Origin of the sequence: Rhodococcus sp. KBS0724 (assembly GCF_005938745.2) — a bacterium.
Lineage (GTDB): Bacteria > Actinomycetota > Actinomycetes > Mycobacteriales > Mycobacteriaceae > Rhodococcus_F.
On sequence record NZ_VCBX02000001.1, the window covers coordinates 537007 to 555000 of the forward strand.

Below are 17994 nucleotides of genomic sequence, written 5' to 3' on the forward strand. Positions count from 1 at the left end.
GATGACCACCAAGGAAACTCTTACCTCGGAGGAAACTCCGTTGCTCGAGATTCGTGATCTCGAGGTGTCGTTCCAGTCCAATTCCGGTCCGGTTCCGGCAGTTCGAGGCGTCAGCCTGACCGTGTATCCGGGTCAGACGGTCGCCATCGTGGGCGAATCGGGCTCCGGTAAATCCACCACCGCGCACTCGATCATCAATCTGCTTCCCGGCACCGGCAAGGTGACGGCAGGCGAGATTATCTTCGACGGCAAGGACATCTCGAAACTTTCGGAGAAGGACTTCGTCCACATCCGGGGCAGTCAGATCGGTTTGGTTCCGCAGGACCCGATGTCGAATCTGAATCCCGTGTGGAAAGTGGGCTTCCAGATCGAGGAAGCTCTGGCCGCCAACGGAATTGCCAAGGGCAAGGCAGCCAAGGTTCGGGCCGCCGAACTGCTCGAGGAGGCCGGCCTCGCCGAAGCCGAGAGCCGGTTGGGACAGTACCCGCACGAGTTCTCGGGCGGTATGCGTCAGCGCGCACTCATCGCGATCGGGTTGTCCGCTCGTCCGAAACTCCTGATCGCGGACGAGCCGACGTCGGCACTCGACGTCACCGTCCAGCGTCAGATCCTCGACCACCTCGACGGTCTGACTACGGAACTCGGCACCGCCGTTCTTCTCATCACTCACGATCTTGGCCTGGCCGCCGAGCGGGCCGAGCATCTGATCGTGATGAGCAAGGGCCGCATCGTCGAATCCGGTCCGGCACTGGAGATTCTGAAGCGTCCACAGCATCCGTACACGCAGAAGCTGGTCGCAGCTGCGCCGTCCTTGGCGTCGAAGCGACTCAGTTCCTCGGTGGTGCGCGCCGAGATTCGAGAACAGGCGGAAGAGGTTGCCGAAGCCGTCAAGGCCGAGGAAAGTGCGTCAGAGTCCTTCGGCAAGGCGACCGACGACGTTCTCGTAGTCGATCATCTGACCAAGGTGTTCAAGCTGCGCAAGGGTTTCCGCAAGACCACCGACTTCACTGCCGTGAACGACGTGTCCTTCAAGGTCCGCCGCGGAACCACAACGGCGATCGTCGGTGAATCGGGTTCCGGTAAGTCGACGGTCGCGCAGATGGTCCTCGGCTTGCTCGAGCCCACGGCAGGCAACGTGGTCTTCGACGGTCAGGACGTGGCGAAACTCGGCGCAAAGGAAACTTTTGCGTTCCGTCGCCGAGTGCAGCCGATCTTCCAGAACCCCTACGGCACACTCGACCCGATGTACTCGATCTACCGCACGATCGAGGAGCCGCTGCGTACCCACAAGGTCGGGACCAAAGCCGAGCGTGAGGCTCGCGTCCGTGAACTTCTCGACAAGGTGGGTCTGCCTCAGTCGGTCATGCGACGGTTCCCGAACGAGCTCTCCGGCGGACAGCGTCAGCGCGTTGCAATTGCGCGCGCGCTGGCTTTGCAGCCGGAGGTCGTGATCTGCGACGAGGCGGTCTCCGCTCTCGACGTGCTCGTTCAGGATCAGATCTTGACCCTGCTGAATGACCTGCAGGCAGAGTTCGGGTTGACGTACCTCTTCATCACGCACGACCTGGCCGTGGTTCGCCAGATCGCGGACAACGTGTTGGTGATGTCGGGTGGTTCGATCGTCGAATCGGCACCGATCGACGACGTGTTCGGCAATCCGCAGCAGGACTACACCCGTAAGTTGCTCGACGCGATTCCCGGCGGGTCCATCAAGCTGGGAAGCTGACACAACAGGTAGGTGGGCAAGTCCGCAGAGGGGCTGCAAGGGTACCGTCGTTGATCGTGACGGACCCCTTGCAGCCCCTCGTCGATCTCTCCGGTGTTCGCGCCGCCGCCGATCATGCGCGTGACGCTCTTGGTGAGGTACATCGGCACAAGACCAACCGGCGCGGATGGCCCACGACGGCTGCCGAAGCTGCAGTTCGTGCTGCTCGGGCGTCTGCGTCCTTGGCGGGAGGGTCGACGGAGTTGCCGGCAGAGGGGATGGCCGGTGACCCGATTCTCGCCGGAGCGCTGCGCGTTGCGCAGGCGCTGGACGGTGACGGTCTGCCGCTGATGGAGTCCACGTGGAAGCGGGCGCCGCTGCAGGCTTTGGCGAGGTTGCACCTACTCGCGGCAGCAGATCTGGTCGAGGATCCCGACGAATTGGGGCGACCTCGCATCGATCCGGGCGTCGGTGAGCGTCTCGACGCTCTCGCCCAACTGGTGACGGGCGGAACTTCGGCGCCGGCTCCCGTTCTTGCGGCAGTCGTGCACGGCGAATTGCTGGCACTGAGCCCGTTCGGTACCGCCGACGGCATTGTGGCGCGCGCCGCGTCCCGACTTGTTGCGGTCTCGTCCGGACTGGATCCACATAACCTCGGCGTCCCTGAGGTCAGTTGGCTGCGTAGGCCGCAGGCGTACTCCGACGGAGCTGCGGGATTTGCTTCCGGTCGTCCGGAAGGTGTCGGCAGTTGGGTGATCCTGTGTTGCGGCGCGCTCGAGGCTGGTGCTCGTGAAGCAGCGTCGATTGCCGACGCTGCCAGTCCGAGCTAGATCCACACCGAGCTAGAGCACATACAAAACGGGCGGCGCTGCCGATTATCGACTTCGCCGCCCGTTAGCACGGACTACTCGTTACCAAGCGTGCTCGGTGGGTTGTGTGGATGGCCTCGGCGAGGGATCGCCATTTTGAGGTCGTCCCCGCAACTTGTGCGAAGTCCTCGCTCAAATTGAACGAATCTCGCAGGCCCACAACACTTCTGCCCTTATAGTGGCTTGTGCTCCGCGTGGGTGCCCTAGTGCCCGTGCTGGGAATCCGGGTTGGGGAAACGGTCCTTCTCTTCCGAGCCGTTCCTGGCCTTCCGTTCTTCCGTAACTCCTTTGTACCCTGTGTTGCGGCTCACAGCAAGTATCAATTTTTGTTTGTGGGCTTGAAGTTTCACCGTTTTCGGCGAAGTAGTGCAAACGTCACAACACCGGCTGTCACGGCTCCGATTCCGAGTGCCGCAGTAGTTGCCACAGCGGTGCCCGACTGAGCTGACAGCCGAGCACGAAGCGAGACCGGATTCGAGAAAGTCAGTATGGGCCAACCGTTTCCGGCTGCTGCCTTGCGGAGTGCGCGGTCCGGGTTGACGGCACTCGGGTGTCCGACGGCCTCGAGCATCGGCAAATCGGTGATCGAGTCGGAGTAGGCGTAGCTCGCGGCGAGGTCGTACCCGTACTCGGCTGCAAGTTTTTCCATGGCTTCCACTTTGCCGGGGCCGTAGCAGTAGAAATCGACCTCGCCCGTGTAGTGACCGTCCTCTTCCTTCATCGACGTCGCGACCGAGTGTGTTGCTCCCAGCGCGCTGGCGATCGGAGCGACGATTTCCTCGCCCGACGCAGACACCACGATGACATCGTGGCCGCGCAACTTGTGGTCCGCAATCAGGTCGGCGGCCTCGGCGTAGACGAGAGGATCGACGATGTCGTGCAAAGTCTCCGCGACGATCGACTTGACCTGTTCCACATCCCACCCGGCGCACATCGCGGTGATGTGTGCACGCAAGCGCTCCATCTGATCGTGATCGGCGCCCGAGAGGAGGAACAGGAACTGCGCGTAGCTGCTTTTGAGAACCGAGCGCCGGTTGATCAATCCCTGAGCGAAGAACGGCCTGCTGAAAGCCAACGTGCTGGATTTGGCTATGACGGTTTTGTCGAGGTCGAAGAAAGCGGCAGTCCGCCCGGTTGTCAGTCCATTCCCAAGCTTGTCGGTCACAGCTACCGAGGATAGTCCGACGATAGGTTCGGTTGCGTCATCGCAACCAGGAAATCATCGGAGACACTTACGAATCATCGCTGTTCAGGCTTGCATTTTCCGCACGACACCGGTGTAGGATTACCGCAGTTCGACTAGCTCGGACTTCTGTTCAGCCCAACCCCCCGGGGCTGAACAGACAAAGACAACCCCCGCCTCCCCCCAGGCGGGGGTTGTCGACTTTCTCGGGTGTTTTGACTTTCTCGGGTGCGGGAGTTATCCACAGGACCCGAGTTGTCCACAGCTCGATTCGGCTATCTGTTCTTTGTCGCCGACAACGCGCAGGCTCGTGCCCATGAACTTGACTACTTCAGGGGAATCAGGGCACGTCGACGCGGATGTCCTTGTGTTGGTCGAAGATCCGCTGATTCTTGCCAGCGTGCGGCGCGTCGTCGCTGCCGTTGATCAATCGGCGGACGAGGGGCCGCAACCGGTGTCGCGGCAGCAATGGAACCGAGCGTCCGCGGTGGTGCTCGACATTGCACACGCCAGGGCGTGTTCGAGCCGTAACCCAAGGCGTCCACGCGTCTTCCTCGTCAGTGAGTCCGAACCGACGCTCGACGAGTGGAAATACGCCACCTCGATCGGCGCCCAGGCGGTGTTCACCCTGCCTGCGGACGAGAATGCGTTGGTTGCGGTGCTGGCCGAGCATTCGGTGAGCCGGGGCGAGGCCACCGTTGTGGCAGTTGTCGGCGCGTGCGGTGGAGCTGGTGCCTCGGTGAGCGCCGCTGCGATCGCCTTGGTATCGGCTGCTCGTCGTATCCCGACGATGCTTGTCGACGTCGACGCACTCGGTTGCGGCGCCGACGTAGTGCTCGGTGTCGAGAATGTTCCGGGGGTGCGTTGGGCAGCGTTGACAGTCGAGGGTGGGCGATTGTCGGCGGAAGCGCTTCGTGATGCTCTGCCTGCGCGCGGGCAGCATCTGCGGGTGCTCTCGAGTAGTCGAGGGGAGATCGGTGGTCCTTCGGTCGCAGCGCTCGGGGCGGTGCTCGATGCCGGCCGACGATCCGGTGGTCTTGTCGTGTGCGATGTTTCCGGTTGTCGCGGCGCCCCGGGTGAGGCCGTGTTGGAGGCGTCGGATGCGGTCGTCATGATTGTTCCCGCAACGGTGGCTGCGTGTGTCGCTGCGGAAAAGGTGGGAATATGGGCGGCGCAACATAATTCGAATATCGGGGTGGTGGTACGAGGGCCAGCTCCGGGTGGCCTCCGCGGGGCCGACGTCGCGAACCTGCTCGGATTGCCGTTGATCGCAGTTGTCCGGGGACACCGCTCGCTTGCGTCGATGCTCGAACGCGGTGGGCTGGAACTACGACGCAAGTGCGCCCTGACTCTCGGCGCTGACGCGATTCTGGACAGGCTCGCGGCTGGTCCACGTTCCTGGAGTTCTGCAGCATGAGAGAACTGGTCACGGCTGAACTGCTCGATCGGGTCCGCGATCGGTTGACGATGTCGACAGCCGCGGAGCCGACCGCGGCGACGGTCGCAGACGCCGTCAGGGCGGAGTCCGCCGGAGTGCTCGGTGATACCGATCTGCTCGAAGTTGTGCGAATTCTCCAGACCGAGCTGACCGGCGCCGGGCCGCTCGAGTCTCTGTTGCATGAACCAGGAGTCGCGGACGTCCTGGTGACTGCTCCGGACCAGGTGTGGGTCGATCGCGGAGTGGGGTTGGAACGAACGGGTGTGAAATTTGCCGACGAGGCAGCGGTGCGACGCCTCGCAGCACGGCTTGCCCTGTCGGCCGGAAGGCGACTCGACGACGCGCAACCGTGGGTCGACGGCCGGTTGCGCGGAGTCGGCGACGGGCATTTCGGCGTCCGATTGCACGCTGTTCTCGCGCCGGTCGCGCAGGGCGGAACGTGCTTGTCTCTACGGGTGCTCAGACCGGCGACGCAAGGTCTTGACGCATTGTGCGCTCGGGGTGCGATCGAACCGGAAGCCCGCTCGCTGCTCGATCGAATCATCATGTGCCGTTTGGCCTTTCTTGTGATCGGCGGAACCGGCGCAGGCAAAACGACCTTGCTGGCGGCTGTGCTCGGGGCGGTTGATCCCAGGGAACGGATCATCTGTGTCGAGGATGCGGCCGAATTGGCTCCGCCCCATCCGCATGTGGTTCGCCTCGTCGCACGGGCCCCGAACGTGGAGGGCGTCGGCGAGGTGACGGTACGCGATCTCGTGCGACAGGCGTTGCGGATGCGACCCGACCGTATTGTCGTCGGGGAAGTGCGGGGAGCCGAGGTCATCGACCTTCTGACTGCCCTCAACACAGGTCATGACGGTGGGGCAGGCACCATCCACGCGAACTCACCGGAGGAAGTGCCGGCGCGGTTGGAGGCGTTGGCCGCGTTGGGAGGAATGAATCGAAATGCATTGCACAGTCAACTTGCGGCCGCCGTCCAGGTGGTTCTGCACGTGCACCGCTCCGCCGACGGTTCCCGGCGACTCGAGCAGATCGGGGTCGTCAACCGCGGCGCCGACGGGTACGTGCATATCAGCCAGGCCTGGCCGGCTGCGGGTCCGGGCCGCGATCAACTCGAGCGACTGCTGCGGCTCCGTGATCGGGACGGGCTGAGTAATCGGGACGGACTGCCGGCATGAGCGCCGCGCTACTGCTGTGTGCTCTGTCGGTCATGGTTGCTCCGACGGTGAATTCGCGTTCCAGGCTTGTCGAATTCGCAGATTCGCGGGTGACGGCATCGTTCGCCGTGCCGTGGACGCTGATTGCCGCTGCACTGCCACTAGGCCTGAGTGCGTTGTTCGGAGGTATCTCTGCATTGATTGCCGCCGCGATTGCAGTGGGAACTGCGCTCTTTCGTGCTCGGCGGAAGAAAACAGCCTTGGCGCGGGACTCGGAGCTGACGCTGCTGCTTGCCGGCTTGGAGATCCTGATTGCAGAGTTGCGGATTGGTGCGCATCCGGCATCCGCGTGTTCCGTTGCCGGCGAGGAGTGCTCGGGGGCAGTCGGGGAAGTATTTCGTCGAGGTTCGGCGCGAGCTCGGTTGGGTGGCAGTGCAGCCGACGCATTTCGATCCGACGGTTCGCTCGTCGACCAGGAGTTGAGCCGTGTCGCGTCAGCGTGGTCTGTCGCTGAACGATACGGTCTGGCGCTGGCCGAGCTTCTGGGAGCAGTACGGACGGATATGTTGGGTCGCAACCGTTTCCGTCAGCGTACCGAAGCTGGACTTGCAGGTGCACGAGCTACGGCGACGGTACTGGCAGGTTTACCGGTCCTCGGCATCGGGTTAGGTGAGTTGATGGGGGCGGCTCCGTTGCAGGTGCTGTTCGGGGGTGGGGTTGGCGGACTGATGCTGGTCGCCGGAACGGGATTGGTAGCTCTTGGTCTGCTGTGGACCGACAAGATCACGTCGAAGGTGACGTCGTGATCTGGCTGGGAGTAACGGCGATCGCGTTGTCGTTGTGGATGGTTCCGGACACGCGAATGTCGCTGCCACGCATGGCAACAATGTTCGACAGAGCGGCCGGGGATACAGTTCTGCAGGATGAGCCATCGGCTCGCGATCCTCTCGCAGTCGCAGCAAGTTTCGACCTGCTGGCCGCATGCCTTCGAGGCGGCTTACCGGTTGCGGAGGCGGTGGGAGCTGTTGCCGACACAGCGCCGACACCGATGGATCGCACTCTGCGGCGGGTATCGGATCTGCTCACACTGGGTGCCGATCCGGACGTGGCGTGGAGTGAAGCTGCACTGGACCCCGACACCGAATCGCTTGCCCGGCTGGCCCGCCGGTCGTCACGCTCGGGAACTTCGCTGTCCGTCTCGATGGCGGAACTTGCCGAACGCCGTCGAGATGACGCGGAGGACGCTGCTGCCGCGTCTGCCGAACGCGCGGGCGTGTTGATCAGTGGTCCGCTCGGACTCTGTTTCCTGCCTGCGTTTCTCGCGCTGGGGATAGTGCCCGTGGTGATCGGATTGGCGTCGTCGGTACTCGGTGACGGGCTTATCTGAGAAGAACCCGCGATTCTTCCGCGGCAGAACAACTGTCGTGGACTTACAGGAGGGGAAAACGATGTTCGAATTGATGGGAAAGTTGTCGGCGAGGTTGACGTTGCTCGTCGCCGAGGACGACGGAATGTCCACCGCAGAATATGCAATCGGAACTATTGCGGCTGCGGCGTTCGGGGCCGTTCTCTATTCAGTGGTCACTGGCGATTCCATAGTATCTGCGCTTACCGGGATCATCGACAAAGCGCTCAAGACAGCCGTGTGATGTTGTCCACGAGGAGCATCCGATCCGATGGCGGCGCAGTCACGGTCGAAGCGGCAATTGTGCTCGCCTCGATAATCACCGTGGTGGTGCTGTGCGTCGGCGCGGTTCTGGCGGTGACCATGCAGATTCGGTGCGTGGATGCTGCTCGTGAGGCGGCGAGGTTGACGGCCCGTGGTGATCGGGACAACGCGATCACCACGTCGCGTCGAATCGCGCCCACCGACGCCCGGATTACCGTGCAGATCGTGGACGGATTTGCCGTGGCGGTGGTGAGCGCCGACAGCGTCTTGCTGCCACTGTTGGACATCACCGCAGAAGCAGTAGCTGCTGTCGAACCAGGAGTGGACTGATGACTTTGCAGGCAGACGACGGTATCGCAACGGTGTTTTCGTGTATTGCGCTTGCCGGGATTGTTGCGGTGACCGGTGGGCTTCTGCACGTGGGTTCGGCGGTCACCGCTCGTCACACTGCCCAGTCGTCTGCGGATCTTTCGGCATTGGCGGGGGCCGGCGCGCTCGAGCGCGGTGTGGAGGCCGCCTGCGCCGCGGCAACCGACGTTGCGACGCGGATGCACACAGTGCTCGCGGAGTGCACTGTCGAGGACTGGGATGTCATTGCCCGGGTGCGGGCGCCGGTATTGTTGTCCCGCTTCGGTATCGGTGATGCGGAGGCGTCGGCGCGTGCCGGTCCTGTCGGCTAGTCAGCTGATCGTGTCGATGATTGCCGTCAGAATCTTCACGGCGCCGTCCTTGTCGAGTGGATCGTTTCCGTTGCCGCACTTGGGGGAGTAGACGCACGACGGGCAACCGTTGGCGCATTCGCACGAGGTGATCGCGTCGCGGGTTGCGGTGAGCCAGCGTGAGAGTTCACTGTGGCCGCGGTCGGCAAATCCCGCGCCACCGGCGTGTCCGTCGTAGACGAATACCGTGGGCAGGCCGGTGTCGGCGTGGATTGCCGTTGACACGCCGCCGATGTCGCCGCGGTCGCAGATGGCGACCAGTGGGAGGAGTCCGATCGCTGCATGCTCAGCTGCGTGCAGCGACCCGGGGAACCGCTCCGGCGAGATGCCGACGGATTCGAGTAGTTCCGGCGTGATCGTGTACATCACGGCTCGGGTCTCCAGCGTATGGGCCGGCATATCCAATTCGATGGAATCGAGGACTTCGCCGGAATTGAGGCGTCGTAGGTATCCGACAACCTGATGGGTCACTTCGACGCGCACAAGTGCCACGGTGATGTCACCGTAATTCTTGTGTTCGAGTTGTTCGGTGATGATGATTTCGGTTGTCTCGCGCGCCGAGGTGGTCCAATCCGGATTTTCCGTATGGACCAATGCCAGACCGACTTCGAGATCGAGTTCGTCCACCACATACGCGTCACCCTGGTGAATGTGGACCGCGCCGGGGTGGACGGTGGCGGGCGCACGTCCGGTGTCGACGGTTCCCAGCATCCGCCCGGACTCGCCGTCGACTATTGCTACTTGGGTGCCGATACCGCCGCGGATATCCAGCGAACCGTGCGGGTTGGCGTCTGCGGTGATGAACCAACCGTGGGTGCGTCGCCTGATCTTGCCCTCTTCGGCGAGCTTGCTGAGGACGTCGATTGCTCCGAACGAGCTGACCTCGGCGTCGGAGAGTGGGAGTTCCATTGCTGCGCAAAGCAATTGTGGTCCCAGGATGTAGGGATTTCCGGGGTCCGTCACGGTGGCCTCGACGGGTTTCTCGAGGATGGCAGACGGATGGTGAACTAGGTAGGTGTCGAGGGGATCGTCTCGAGCGATCAGGACAACCAGCGAGCCCTCACCGCGTCGTCCGGAGCGCCCGGCCTGTTGCCAGAACGAGGCAACCGTGCCCGGGAAGCCTGCTACGACAACGGCATCGAGCCCGGCGATATCCACGCCCAGTTCCAGGGCGTTGGTTGTTGCCGCGCCGAGTAGTGTGCCGTCCGCAAGTGCTGCTTCCAGTTCCCGGCGGTCTTCGGCGAGGTATCCAGCCCGGTACGAGGCGACTCGCTCGGCCAGATCGGTGTCGACTTCTGCGAGTAGTCGTTTGGTGGTCATGGCGGTCAGTTCCGCGCCGCGTCGTGAGCGCACGAAGGTGAGTGTGCGGGCGCCTTCGATCATCAGATCCGCCATGATCCGGGCGGCCTCGGCGCCGGCGGGGCGACGGACGGGGCTGCCGTTCTCACCGGTGAGCGCCGGCACGAGCGGAGGCTCCCAGAGTGCGACGGTTCGTGGTCCGTGGGGTGACCCGTCGTCGGTGATCTCGGTGCAGTGCGCACCGATCAACCGGGAAGCCGCTATTCCGGGGTCCGCGGTGGTGGCGCTGGCCAGGATGAAGGTGGGCTCGGCGCCGTATCGGGCCGCGATGCGTCGCAGTCGGCGAACGATGAGGGCGACATTCGATCCGAAGACACCGCGGTATGAGTGGCATTCGTCCACGATCACGTATTTCAGATTGCGGAAGAAGTGCGCCCAGCGTTGATGGGTGCGGAGCAATGAGATGTGCAGCATGTCAGGGTTTGTGAACAACCAACGGGAGTTTTCGCGCGCCCACGTGCGCAGTTCCTGTGACGTGTCCCCGTCGTACGCGCTCGGATTGGTTCCCCGTAGTTCGGCGTCGAAGTCGGTGAGGGACAGCACGGCCCGCAGTTGGTCGCTGCCGAGAGCCTTGGTGGGGGAGAGGTAGAGCGCGGTGGCGAGAGGATCCGACGCCATCGCCGTCAGGACGGGGAGTTGGTATGCCAGCGACTTTCCCGAGGCGGTGCCGGTGGCGACCACAACATGGTTTCCGCTGTGTGCAAGGTCCGCGGCAGCGCGCTGGTGGATCCACGGAGCGGTCACACTGTGCTCGCGAAGGGAACGGACCACGCTGGGGTGCAACCACTCCGGCCATTCGGCGAACCGGGCCTTGCGAGCTGGTAGTTGAGCGGTAAAGGTCAGCGGATCTTCGTTTCCGCTCACGCCGGCTACGACACGACCGAGGAGCATCTGCCCGTAGGTTTCGCTGGGCGCCGCGTCGGGATCAGGAAGGCTGGAGGCTGCGTTCACGTGATTCTCCGGGATCGGCGTTCGGGTGTCCCGACAGTGCGAAACTGCCGTTACCTGCAGTTTTGATGATACGCATCGGCCGGTGGATGTGGCGGCACGGGGTGGCGGCGGACTGAGGAGGGCGAAAACAGGTGATTTCGGTAGCAAATTCTTAACGTATTTCGACTGTTGTGCACGCGCAGAACATGGTTGACTGACAACCGGTCGCAGCTTCTGTGTTCGTAGGCTTGAGAAAGTGCACGCTCGCAGGATCTTTTGTTGCGGACGTGGTGCTCTTGCCCTTTCCTGCGAGGATGCAAGCCTGGGGGGAAATCAGCTGGTACTGCGGCCGGAACGGGCCCGGTGGATTGAAATAAGCGCAGTTCATCGAATCCGGTGTTAGAAAGAGAAGGAAAAGCATGGCACAGGGCACTGTGAAGTGGTTCAACGCTGAAAAGGGCTTCGGCTTCATCGCTCCCGAAGACGGTTCCGCAGACGTCTTCGTTCATTACTCCGAGATCCAGGGCAACGGTTTCCGTACCCTCGAGGAGAACCAGCGTGTGGAGTTCGAGGTAGGGCAGGGCAACAAGGGGCCCCAGGCGACAGGCGTTCGCGCAGTCTGATTCTTACGAGCAAGACAAGGTCTGTCCCCCATTGCTTCGCCGCAATGGGAGACAGACCTTTTTGTATTGGTCCCCCTAATTTATGCCGCAACGGTCGTCGTGCCCTACGTTGCATTCTGTGAGCCAACTGTCCTTTTTCTCCGCCGAGTCGATTCCCCCTGCCGTGACGGACCTGGCCGGCATGCTGGCCGGACACGGTCAGGTGGTGACAAACGAAGATCGTGCTCGGATCTCGATCGTCGTAGATCGAGACTGGCGGGCGCAGGCCATCGCCGAACTGATTGCGCAATGCGGACTCGGGGCGGAAGTGACACGCAGTGATGAGGGAAGCCCGCTCGTGCGAACTCAGGCGACGCCGGCACTGCTGCCCCTGTCCGTGCAGTGGACCAAAGGCGCCGTGAAGTCGGTGCCTTCTGGATGGGTTCCGAATCCCCGCCAGCTCCGGGTCTGGGCAGTTTCGTCCGGCAGAATGGAAGAAGACGGCGAACGCTTCGTTTTCGGCCTCGATCCGCATGCGACTCAGACTCACGCGCCGTTGGCGCAAGCCTTGATGCGAGTTGGTATCGCACCTACTCAGCTAGGCAACCGGACGCCCGGTCCTGGGCTTCGGATAGCGGGGAAGAAGCGGCTGACCAAGCTCGTCGAATATCTGGGTGAGGCACCCCGTCACGTGGACATCGAGGCCGCCTGGCCGCATGTCTGACGGTGCCCATACTGTACTGATCTGCACGAATGTCTTGCGGGTATGTCACTCTGTAAAGAGAGACACGGGGTATAACTTGCTCCACACGTCTAGTTCTGAAGAACTGCCGACGGCAGTGATCGTCCAAAGGAAGGTTCGGGCAGCAGGTGGCTAAAGCGGACAACGGCAGCGGTCAGGGAGCGTCCGGTAACCCTCGTCGCCTCGTGATCGTCGAGTCACCGACCAAGGCGCGCAAAATCGCTCCCTACCTCGGTAAGGACTACGTAGTCGAGGCATCGGTCGGTCACATTCGCGACCTGCCGCGCGGCGCGGCGGATGTTCCGGCCAAGTACAAGGGCGAGCCATGGGCCCGTCTCGGCGTCAATGTCGATCACGACTTCGAGCCGCTCTACGTCGTCAGCCCGGAGAAGAAGGGCAAGGTCGCCGAACTCAAGTCACTCTTGAAGGACGCCGACGAACTCTTCCTCGCAACTGACCCCGACCGCGAGGGTGAGGCCATTGCGTGGCATCTCCTCGAGACCCTGAAGCCCAAGATTCCGGTTCGTCGAATGGTCTTCCACGAGATCACCGAACCGGCAATTCGCGCCGCTGCCGAAGACACCCGCGAGCTCGACATCGACCTCGTCGACGCTCAGGAAACCCGCCGTATCCTCGACCGTCTCTACGGTTACGAGGTCAGCCCGGTTCTCTGGAAGAAGGTCATGCCGAGGCTCTCGGCGGGCCGCGTCCAGTCGGTTGCTACGCGTGTCATCGTTCAGCGTGAGCGTGAGCGCATGGCGTTCAAGTCGGCTTCGTACTGGGACATCTCCGCCACGCTTGATGCCGGCGCCGACGCCAGCCCACGCAGTTTCGGTGCGCGTCTTGTCTCGGTCGACGGCTCCCGCGTTGCTTCCGGTCGCGATTTCGGACCGGACGGAAAGCTCAAGGGCAATGCCGTCACCGTGCTGGACGAGGCGTACGCGCGTCGACTGGCCGAGGCTTTGCACGGCGTTGACCTCACGGTTTCGTCCGCAGAAGACAAGCCGTACACGCGCAAGCCGTACCCGCCGTTCATGACGTCGACGCTGCAGCAGGAAGCTGGTCGCAAGCTTCGCTTCACGTCCGAGCGAACCATGCGTATCGCGCAGCGTCTGTACGAAAACGGCTACATCACCTACATGCGTACCGACTCGACGACGCTTTCGGAGTCGGCGATCGCTGCTGCTCGTGCGCAGGCCACCGAGTTGTACGGCCCGGAATACGTCCACCCGACGCCGCGTCAGTACACCCGCAAGGTCAAGAACGCGCAGGAAGCGCACGAGGCAATCCGTCCCGCCGGCGATGTCTTCCAGACGCCGGGGCAGTTGCACTCCAAGCTCGACGCCGACGAGTTCAAGTTGTACGAACTCATCTGGCAGCGCACCGTCGCTTCGCAGATGGCCGACGCTCGTGGCACCACGCTGACGCTTCGCATTTCCGGCACCGCCGGTACCGGCGAGGACTGCACGTTCTCCGCTTCGGGTCGCACCATCGTGTTTGCGGGCTTCCTCAAGGCTTACGTCGAGAGCGTCGACGAAGAGGCGGGCGGTCAGTCCGACGACGCCGAATCCAGGCTTCCGGTGCTGGTCAAGGGCCAGGAAGTCACGGCGACCAAGCTCGATCCCGACGGTCACAGCACCAACCCGCCGGCGCGATACACCGAAGCCAGCCTGATCAAAACCCTGGAAGAGCTCGGTATCGGCCGACCGTCGACGTATTCGTCGATCATCAAGACGATCCTCGACCGTGGGTACGTCTACAAGCGTGGCAGCGCATTGGTTCCGGCGTGGGTTGCCTTCGCCGTAGTCGGTCTGCTCGAGGCGCACTTCGGCCGGCTGGTCGACTTCGACTTCACCGCAGGCATGGAAGACGACCTCGACGCTATTGCCGGTGGACGTGAGCAGCGCGGTAACTGGCTGAGCAGTTTCTACTTCGGCGGCGAGACCGGTGCCGAAGGTTCGGTCGCCCGCGAAGGCGGCCTCAAGAAGATGGTCGGCGTCAATCTCGAGGAGATCGACGCCCGCGAGGTCAACTCCATCCGACTGTTCGACGACGCCGAGGGCCGTGAGGTTCACGTGCGTGTCGGCCGATTCGGTCCGTACCTCGAGCGCATGGTTCAGAATCCGGACGATCCCGAAGGCGATCTGATCTCGCAGCGGGCCAATCTCCCCGATGACCTGCCGCCGGACGAGCTCACCCCCGAGTACGCCGAGAAGCTGTTCGCGACGCCTCAAGAGGGCCGCAAGCTGGGCGTCGATCCTCTGACCGGAAACGAGATCGTCGCGAAGGAGGGCCGCTTCGGTCCTTACGTGACGGAGATTCTCCCCGAACCGCCGGCCGAGCCGGAGCCGGACATCGTGCCGGTGCCGGAACCGAAAGAGATCAGCGCGGGCACCACGAAGACTGCGGTGAAGAAGGCCGCAGCCAAGAAGGCTCCCGCGAAGAAGGCCGCCAAGAAGGTCGCTGGTCCCAAGCCCCGAACCGGATCGCTGCTCAAGTCCATGGACTTGGCGACGGTCACGTTGGAGGACGCACTTCGGTTGCTGTCCCTTCCGCGCGTTGTGGGTGTCGATCCCGAGAGCAAGGAAGAGATCACCGCTCAGAACGGCCGTTACGGTCCGTATCTGAAGAAGGGCACCGACTCGCGTTCGCTGGCCGACGAAGAGCAGATGTTCACGGTCACCCTCGATGATGCGCTCAAGATCTATGCCGAGCCCAAGCGTCGTGGACGTCAGGCGTCGGCTACTCCGCCGCTGCGTGAGCTGGGTGTCGACCCGGTCAGCGAGAAGCCGATGGTGATCAAGGACGGTCGTTTCGGTCCGTACGTCACCGACGGTGAGACCAACGCCAGCCTGCGTAAGGACGACGCCGTCGAATCCATCTCGGATGCTCGTGCGTCGGAGTTGCTCGCTGACCGTCGTGCGCGCGGACCGGTGAAGAAGAAGGCTTCTGCCAAGAAAGCTCCGGCCAAGAAGGCCGCTGCGAAGAAGACCGCCGCCAAGAAGGCCCCGGCCAAGAAAGCGGCTGCCAAGAAGGCTCCGGCGAAGAAGGACTGAGCCGGACTCGTCGGTGCCGACGGTTAAGGTTTTTGCATGAGTACTGATGTGGCCGAACGTGGTGTGTTCGGTCGGCTGGTAGGTCAGCACGACGTCGAGCAGAGTTTGCGAGCCGCCGCGCTGTCCGCCAGGGGCGACTCCAGCGGATCCGATATGACCCATGCGTGGCTCTTCACGGGGCCTCCTGGATCAGGTCGGTCCGTGGCGGCGCTGTGCTTTGCTGCGGCCCTGCAGTGCACGTCGGACGGCGAACCGGGATGCGGTCAGTGCCACGCGTGCACAACCACGATGGCCGGAACCCACGGTGACGTACGACGGATCATCCCCGACGGATTGAGCATCAGCGTCAAAGGCATGCGCGAGATCGTCAACATCGCGTCGCGTCGGCCCACGACTGGTCGTTGGCAGGTCATCGTCGTGGAGGACGCAGATCGATTGACCGAGGGCGCTGCCAATGCGCTCTTGAAGGTTGTCGAGGAGCCGCCGGACCGTACGGTGATCCTGCTCTGTGCTCCCACGACGGACCCTGAGGACATGTCGGTCACACTGCGTTCGCGCTGTCGCCATTTGGCTCTGGTGACGCCGTCTGTCGAATCGATCGCCCAGGTGTTGATCAAGCGTGACGGTTTAGCCCCCGACCAGGCGAGATTTGCCGCATCGATAAGTGGTGGTCATGTCGGCCGAGCTCGGCGCTTGGCCACCGACGATGTCGCGCGAGACGAACGTGCGCGTTCGCTCCGGCTGGCCTTTGATGCCGCGTCAGCATCGACGGCGTACAAAGCAGCCGAGAACTTGGTGAAGTCGATCGAGTCCGAAACCAAGACACTGTTCACCGACGTCAAGGAACGTGAACTCGAAGAACTCAAGGTCTCGCTCGGTGGTGGCGGAACGGGTAAGGGCACAGCCGGCACGCTCCGGGGGTCTGCCGGACTGATCAAGGAACTCGAAGCGCGGCAGAAATCGAGGGATACGCGGGCCAAGCGTGATCTTCTCGACCGGACGCTGATCGATCTTGCCGGCATGTACCGCGACGCTTTGTCGTATGCGCTCGGATCGTCGTCCACGTCCACTCATCCCGATATGGCCGAGCGGGCTTCCGATCTGGCTTCGCGGACGTCTCCGGAAGGTCTGTTGAAGTGCATCGAAGCAGTGCTTGCCTGCCGCGAAGCTGTCGATTTCAACGTCAAGTTGCAGTGGGCTCTCGATGCGATGGTGGCGAGTATCGGCGAAGCCTTCCGACCCCCGTTTTCGCGTTCCGGGGGTTGACCAGTTAGACTCGCCATCGCCGAAAGGCACGCTGCCTTAGCTCAGTCGGTAGAGCATTTCACTCGTAATGAAAAGGTCGAGAGTTCGATTCTCTCAGGCAGCTCGGCCAAGAGCCCCGCACCAGGAAATTCTGGTGCGGGGCTCTTGTCGTTTATCCGATAAATGCTTGATGGTCGGTTTATCCTGTTCCTGCATACACGCGCCTGAGCAGGGGAGTATCGCCATGTCGGAGCAGAACTGGGGACCTGGCGAGCAGCCGAACCAGCCACCGCAGTACGGGCAGCCGCCGCAGTACGGACAGCCGTACGGGCAGATGCCTCCCGTGTCGCCGCAGGGATACGGGCCACCGCAACCGGCCTATCCGTACGCATCATGGCTGTCGCGTGTGGGGGCGTATTTGCTTGATTACTTCATCGTGCCGCTACCCGGAGTGATCGTCGCGATCATCGGTGCGGTTATGGCGTTCGCCGGAGCGGAGGTCACCACGTACGACGACGGGACCGTGACTACGGAGGGCGCTAACGGGGTCGGACTCTTGGTCATGGGAGTCGGCATCGTTCTGATCTTGCTGATCGAGGTCTGGAACTACGTCTTCCGCCAGGGCAACACCGGCCAGTCATTGGGTAAGAAGTGGCTGGGTATCTCAGTGGTCCGCGAATCCGACGGAGTTCCGTTGGGGCCGCCCATGGCTCTTCTGCGGTGGATATTGGAAGCGATCCTCGGCGGGGCGTGCTTCCTCAACTACCTGTGGCCACTCTGGGATTCCAAGAGCCAGTGCTGGCACGACATGATCGTTCGGTCCGTTGTTATTCGAGCGAGATAGATCGGGTTCGCGTGGCCACGGCTGTTAGTGGTCACCAGCTTCTACAGTGGATCGTATGAATACCGAGACCTCCGTGGTGCGGGGCTGGCGGGCGCTGAGCGCTCCGGCCGGCGTCGCCGTAGCGGGGGTTTCGGCCTTCACGCTTTTGCACGTCCGAGATCCGCACAATTCGGGAAGCTACGGGATCTGTCCGATGTATGCGTTGACAGGTCTGTGGTGCCCCGCGTGCGGTGGCCTTCGAGCAGTCAACGATCTGACGAACCTTGATATCGGTGCGGCGCTGTCGAGCAATGTCCTGATTGTTCCGTTCATTGCGGTACTTGTTGTCGCCTGGGTCCGGTGGATTGCCCGCAGATGGAACGGGTCGACGGATCGGATGATCGTGCTTCGGCCGGCCATGACAATTGCGGTACTCGGAACCCTTGTTGCCTTTACGGTTGTGCGAAACACCCCTTGGGGTAGCTGGCTCGCGCCGG

At 62.8% G+C, this 17994-nt stretch carries 17 protein-coding genes and 1 tRNA gene (1 of these 18 only partly in view); 16 read left to right on the forward strand and 2 right to left on the reverse strand.

The window, feature by feature from the left end; all coding sequences use genetic code 11:
- Position 1: 1 nt before the first annotated feature.
- Entirely contained in the window at positions 2 to 1726 is a 1725-nt protein-coding gene (locus FFI94_RS02480; RefSeq protein ID WP_138871599.1) for an ABC transporter ATP-binding protein, read from the forward strand.
- Positions 1727 to 1782: 56 nt separating this feature from the next.
- A complete protein-coding gene (locus tag FFI94_RS02485) occupies positions 1783 to 2535 on the forward strand; it encodes an oxidoreductase (protein WP_138871600.1) in 753 nt (250 codons plus the stop codon).
- Between the two features lie 385 nt (positions 2536 to 2920).
- Here FFI94_RS02485 and FFI94_RS02490 read toward each other — a convergent pair whose 3' ends face one another.
- Positions 2921 to 3739, reverse strand: a complete 819-nt coding sequence (locus FFI94_RS02490) for an HAD-IB family hydrolase (RefSeq protein WP_138871601.1) — start codon at positions 3737 to 3739, stop codon at positions 2921 to 2923.
- A gap of 334 nt (positions 3740 to 4073) precedes the next feature.
- Here FFI94_RS02490 and ssd point away from each other — a divergent pair, with 334 nt between their 5' ends.
- The 7 genes from ssd to FFI94_RS02525 all read left to right on the forward strand — a co-directional run bounded on the left by ssd (position 4074) and on the right by FFI94_RS02525 (position 8701).
- Complete coding sequence (ssd, locus tag FFI94_RS02495) at positions 4074 to 5174, forward strand: septum site-determining protein Ssd (RefSeq protein WP_138871602.1); 1101 nt, start codon at positions 4074 to 4076, stop codon at positions 5172 to 5174.
- Positions 5171 to 6373, forward strand: coding sequence for a TadA family conjugal transfer-associated ATPase (locus FFI94_RS02500; RefSeq protein WP_138871603.1), 1203 nt, complete (start codon positions 5171 to 5173; stop codon positions 6371 to 6373). The genes ssd and FFI94_RS02500 overlap by 4 nt, the downstream gene beginning before the upstream one ends.
- Positions 6370 to 7158: a type II secretion system F family protein gene (locus FFI94_RS02505; RefSeq protein WP_138871604.1), complete on the forward strand. Its 789-nt coding sequence runs from the start codon at positions 6370 to 6372 to the stop codon at positions 7156 to 7158. Before FFI94_RS02500 ends, FFI94_RS02505 begins: the two co-directional genes overlap by 4 nt.
- A gap of 71 nt (positions 7159 to 7229) precedes the next feature.
- On the forward strand, positions 7230 to 7739 hold the full coding sequence (locus tag FFI94_RS02510) for a type II secretion system F family protein (protein WP_260684455.1): 510 nt from the start codon (positions 7230 to 7232) through the stop codon (positions 7737 to 7739).
- 61 nt (positions 7740 to 7800) lie between these two features.
- On the forward strand, positions 7801 to 8001 hold the full coding sequence (locus FFI94_RS02515; RefSeq protein ID WP_138871605.1) for a DUF4244 domain-containing protein: 201 nt from the start codon (positions 7801 to 7803) through the stop codon (positions 7999 to 8001).
- On the forward strand, positions 8001 to 8351 hold the full coding sequence (locus FFI94_RS02520) for a TadE family protein (RefSeq protein WP_138871606.1): 351 nt from the start codon (positions 8001 to 8003) through the stop codon (positions 8349 to 8351). The genes FFI94_RS02515 and FFI94_RS02520 overlap by 1 nt, the downstream gene beginning before the upstream one ends.
- Positions 8351 to 8701 carry an Rv3654c family TadE-like protein gene (locus FFI94_RS02525; protein ID WP_138871607.1) on the forward strand — a complete coding sequence of 117 codons (351 nt, stop codon included), beginning with the start codon at positions 8351 to 8353 and terminating at the stop codon, positions 8699 to 8701. The genes FFI94_RS02520 and FFI94_RS02525 overlap by 1 nt, the downstream gene beginning before the upstream one ends.
- Here FFI94_RS02525 and FFI94_RS02530 read toward each other — a convergent pair whose 3' ends face one another.
- The gene (locus tag FFI94_RS02530) at positions 8702 to 10990 is read right to left on the reverse strand and encodes a DEAD/DEAH box helicase (RefSeq protein ID WP_138873561.1); all 2289 of its coding nucleotides are present in this window, start codon (positions 10988 to 10990) and stop codon (positions 8702 to 8704) included.
- 458 nt (positions 10991 to 11448) lie between these two features.
- Between FFI94_RS02530 and FFI94_RS02535 the strand changes: the two genes are divergently transcribed.
- From FFI94_RS02535 to FFI94_RS02565, 7 genes are all read left to right on the forward strand, one after another.
- Positions 11449 to 11652, forward strand: a complete 204-nt coding sequence (locus FFI94_RS02535) for a cold-shock protein (protein WP_033235953.1) — start codon at positions 11449 to 11451, stop codon at positions 11650 to 11652.
- Positions 11653 to 11770: 118 nt separating this feature from the next.
- Positions 11771 to 12355: a hypothetical protein gene (locus tag FFI94_RS02540; RefSeq protein WP_138871608.1), complete on the forward strand. Its 585-nt coding sequence runs from the start codon at positions 11771 to 11773 to the stop codon at positions 12353 to 12355.
- Between the two features lie 146 nt (positions 12356 to 12501).
- Positions 12502 to 15429, forward strand: coding sequence for a type I DNA topoisomerase (gene topA, locus FFI94_RS02545; RefSeq protein ID WP_138871609.1), 2928 nt, complete (start codon positions 12502 to 12504; stop codon positions 15427 to 15429).
- A 36-nt stretch (positions 15430 to 15465) separates the two neighbouring features.
- On the forward strand, positions 15466 to 16695 hold the full coding sequence (locus tag FFI94_RS02550) for a DNA polymerase III subunit delta' (protein WP_138871610.1): 1230 nt from the start codon (positions 15466 to 15468) through the stop codon (positions 16693 to 16695).
- A gap of 30 nt (positions 16696 to 16725) precedes the next feature.
- Positions 16726 to 16798, forward strand: a tRNA-Thr gene (locus tag FFI94_RS02555).
- A gap of 120 nt (positions 16799 to 16918) precedes the next feature.
- A complete protein-coding gene (locus FFI94_RS02560; protein ID WP_138871611.1) occupies positions 16919 to 17518 on the forward strand; it encodes an RDD family protein in 600 nt (199 codons plus the stop codon).
- Positions 17519 to 17573: 55 nt separating this feature from the next.
- On the forward strand, positions 17574 to 17994 hold the 5' portion of the coding sequence (locus FFI94_RS02565; protein WP_138871612.1) for a DUF2752 domain-containing protein. It continues 5 nt past the right edge of the window; the window shows 421 of its 426 coding nt (coding positions 1–421); the start codon lies at positions 17574 to 17576; the stop codon falls past the right edge of the window.

What these genes read in the sequence shown, in the direction of transcription:
- FFI94_RS02480 (WP_138871599.1), top strand. Translation starts at nt 2, where the DNA reads ATGACCACCAAGGAAACTCTTACCTCGGAGGAAACTCCGTTGCTCGAG.
- ssd (WP_138871602.1), top strand. Translation starts at nt 4,074, where the DNA reads ATGAACTTGACTACTTCAGGGGAATCAGGGCACGTCGACGCGGATGTC.
- FFI94_RS02500 (WP_138871603.1), top strand. Translation starts at nt 5,171, where the DNA reads ATGAGAGAACTGGTCACGGCTGAACTGCTCGATCGGGTCCGCGATCGG.
- FFI94_RS02505 (WP_138871604.1), top strand. Translation starts at nt 6,370, where the DNA reads ATGAGCGCCGCGCTACTGCTGTGTGCTCTGTCGGTCATGGTTGCTCCG.
- FFI94_RS02510 (WP_260684455.1), top strand. Translation starts at nt 7,230, where the DNA reads ATGGCAACAATGTTCGACAGAGCGGCCGGGGATACAGTTCTGCAGGAT.
- FFI94_RS02515 (WP_138871605.1), top strand. Translation starts at nt 7,801, where the DNA reads ATGTTCGAATTGATGGGAAAGTTGTCGGCGAGGTTGACGTTGCTCGTC.
- FFI94_RS02520 (WP_138871606.1), top strand. Translation starts at nt 8,001, where the DNA reads ATGTTGTCCACGAGGAGCATCCGATCCGATGGCGGCGCAGTCACGGTC.
- FFI94_RS02525 (WP_138871607.1), top strand. Translation starts at nt 8,351, where the DNA reads ATGACTTTGCAGGCAGACGACGGTATCGCAACGGTGTTTTCGTGTATT.
- FFI94_RS02530 (WP_138873561.1), bottom strand. Translation starts at nt 10,990, where the DNA reads ATGCTCCTCGGTCGTGTCGTAGCCGGCGTGAGCGGAAACGAAGATCCG.
- FFI94_RS02535 (WP_033235953.1), top strand. Translation starts at nt 11,449, where the DNA reads ATGGCACAGGGCACTGTGAAGTGGTTCAACGCTGAAAAGGGCTTCGGC.
- FFI94_RS02550 (WP_138871610.1), top strand. Translation starts at nt 15,466, where the DNA reads ATGAGTACTGATGTGGCCGAACGTGGTGTGTTCGGTCGGCTGGTAGGT.
- FFI94_RS02560 (WP_138871611.1), top strand. Translation starts at nt 16,919, where the DNA reads ATGTCGGAGCAGAACTGGGGACCTGGCGAGCAGCCGAACCAGCCACCG.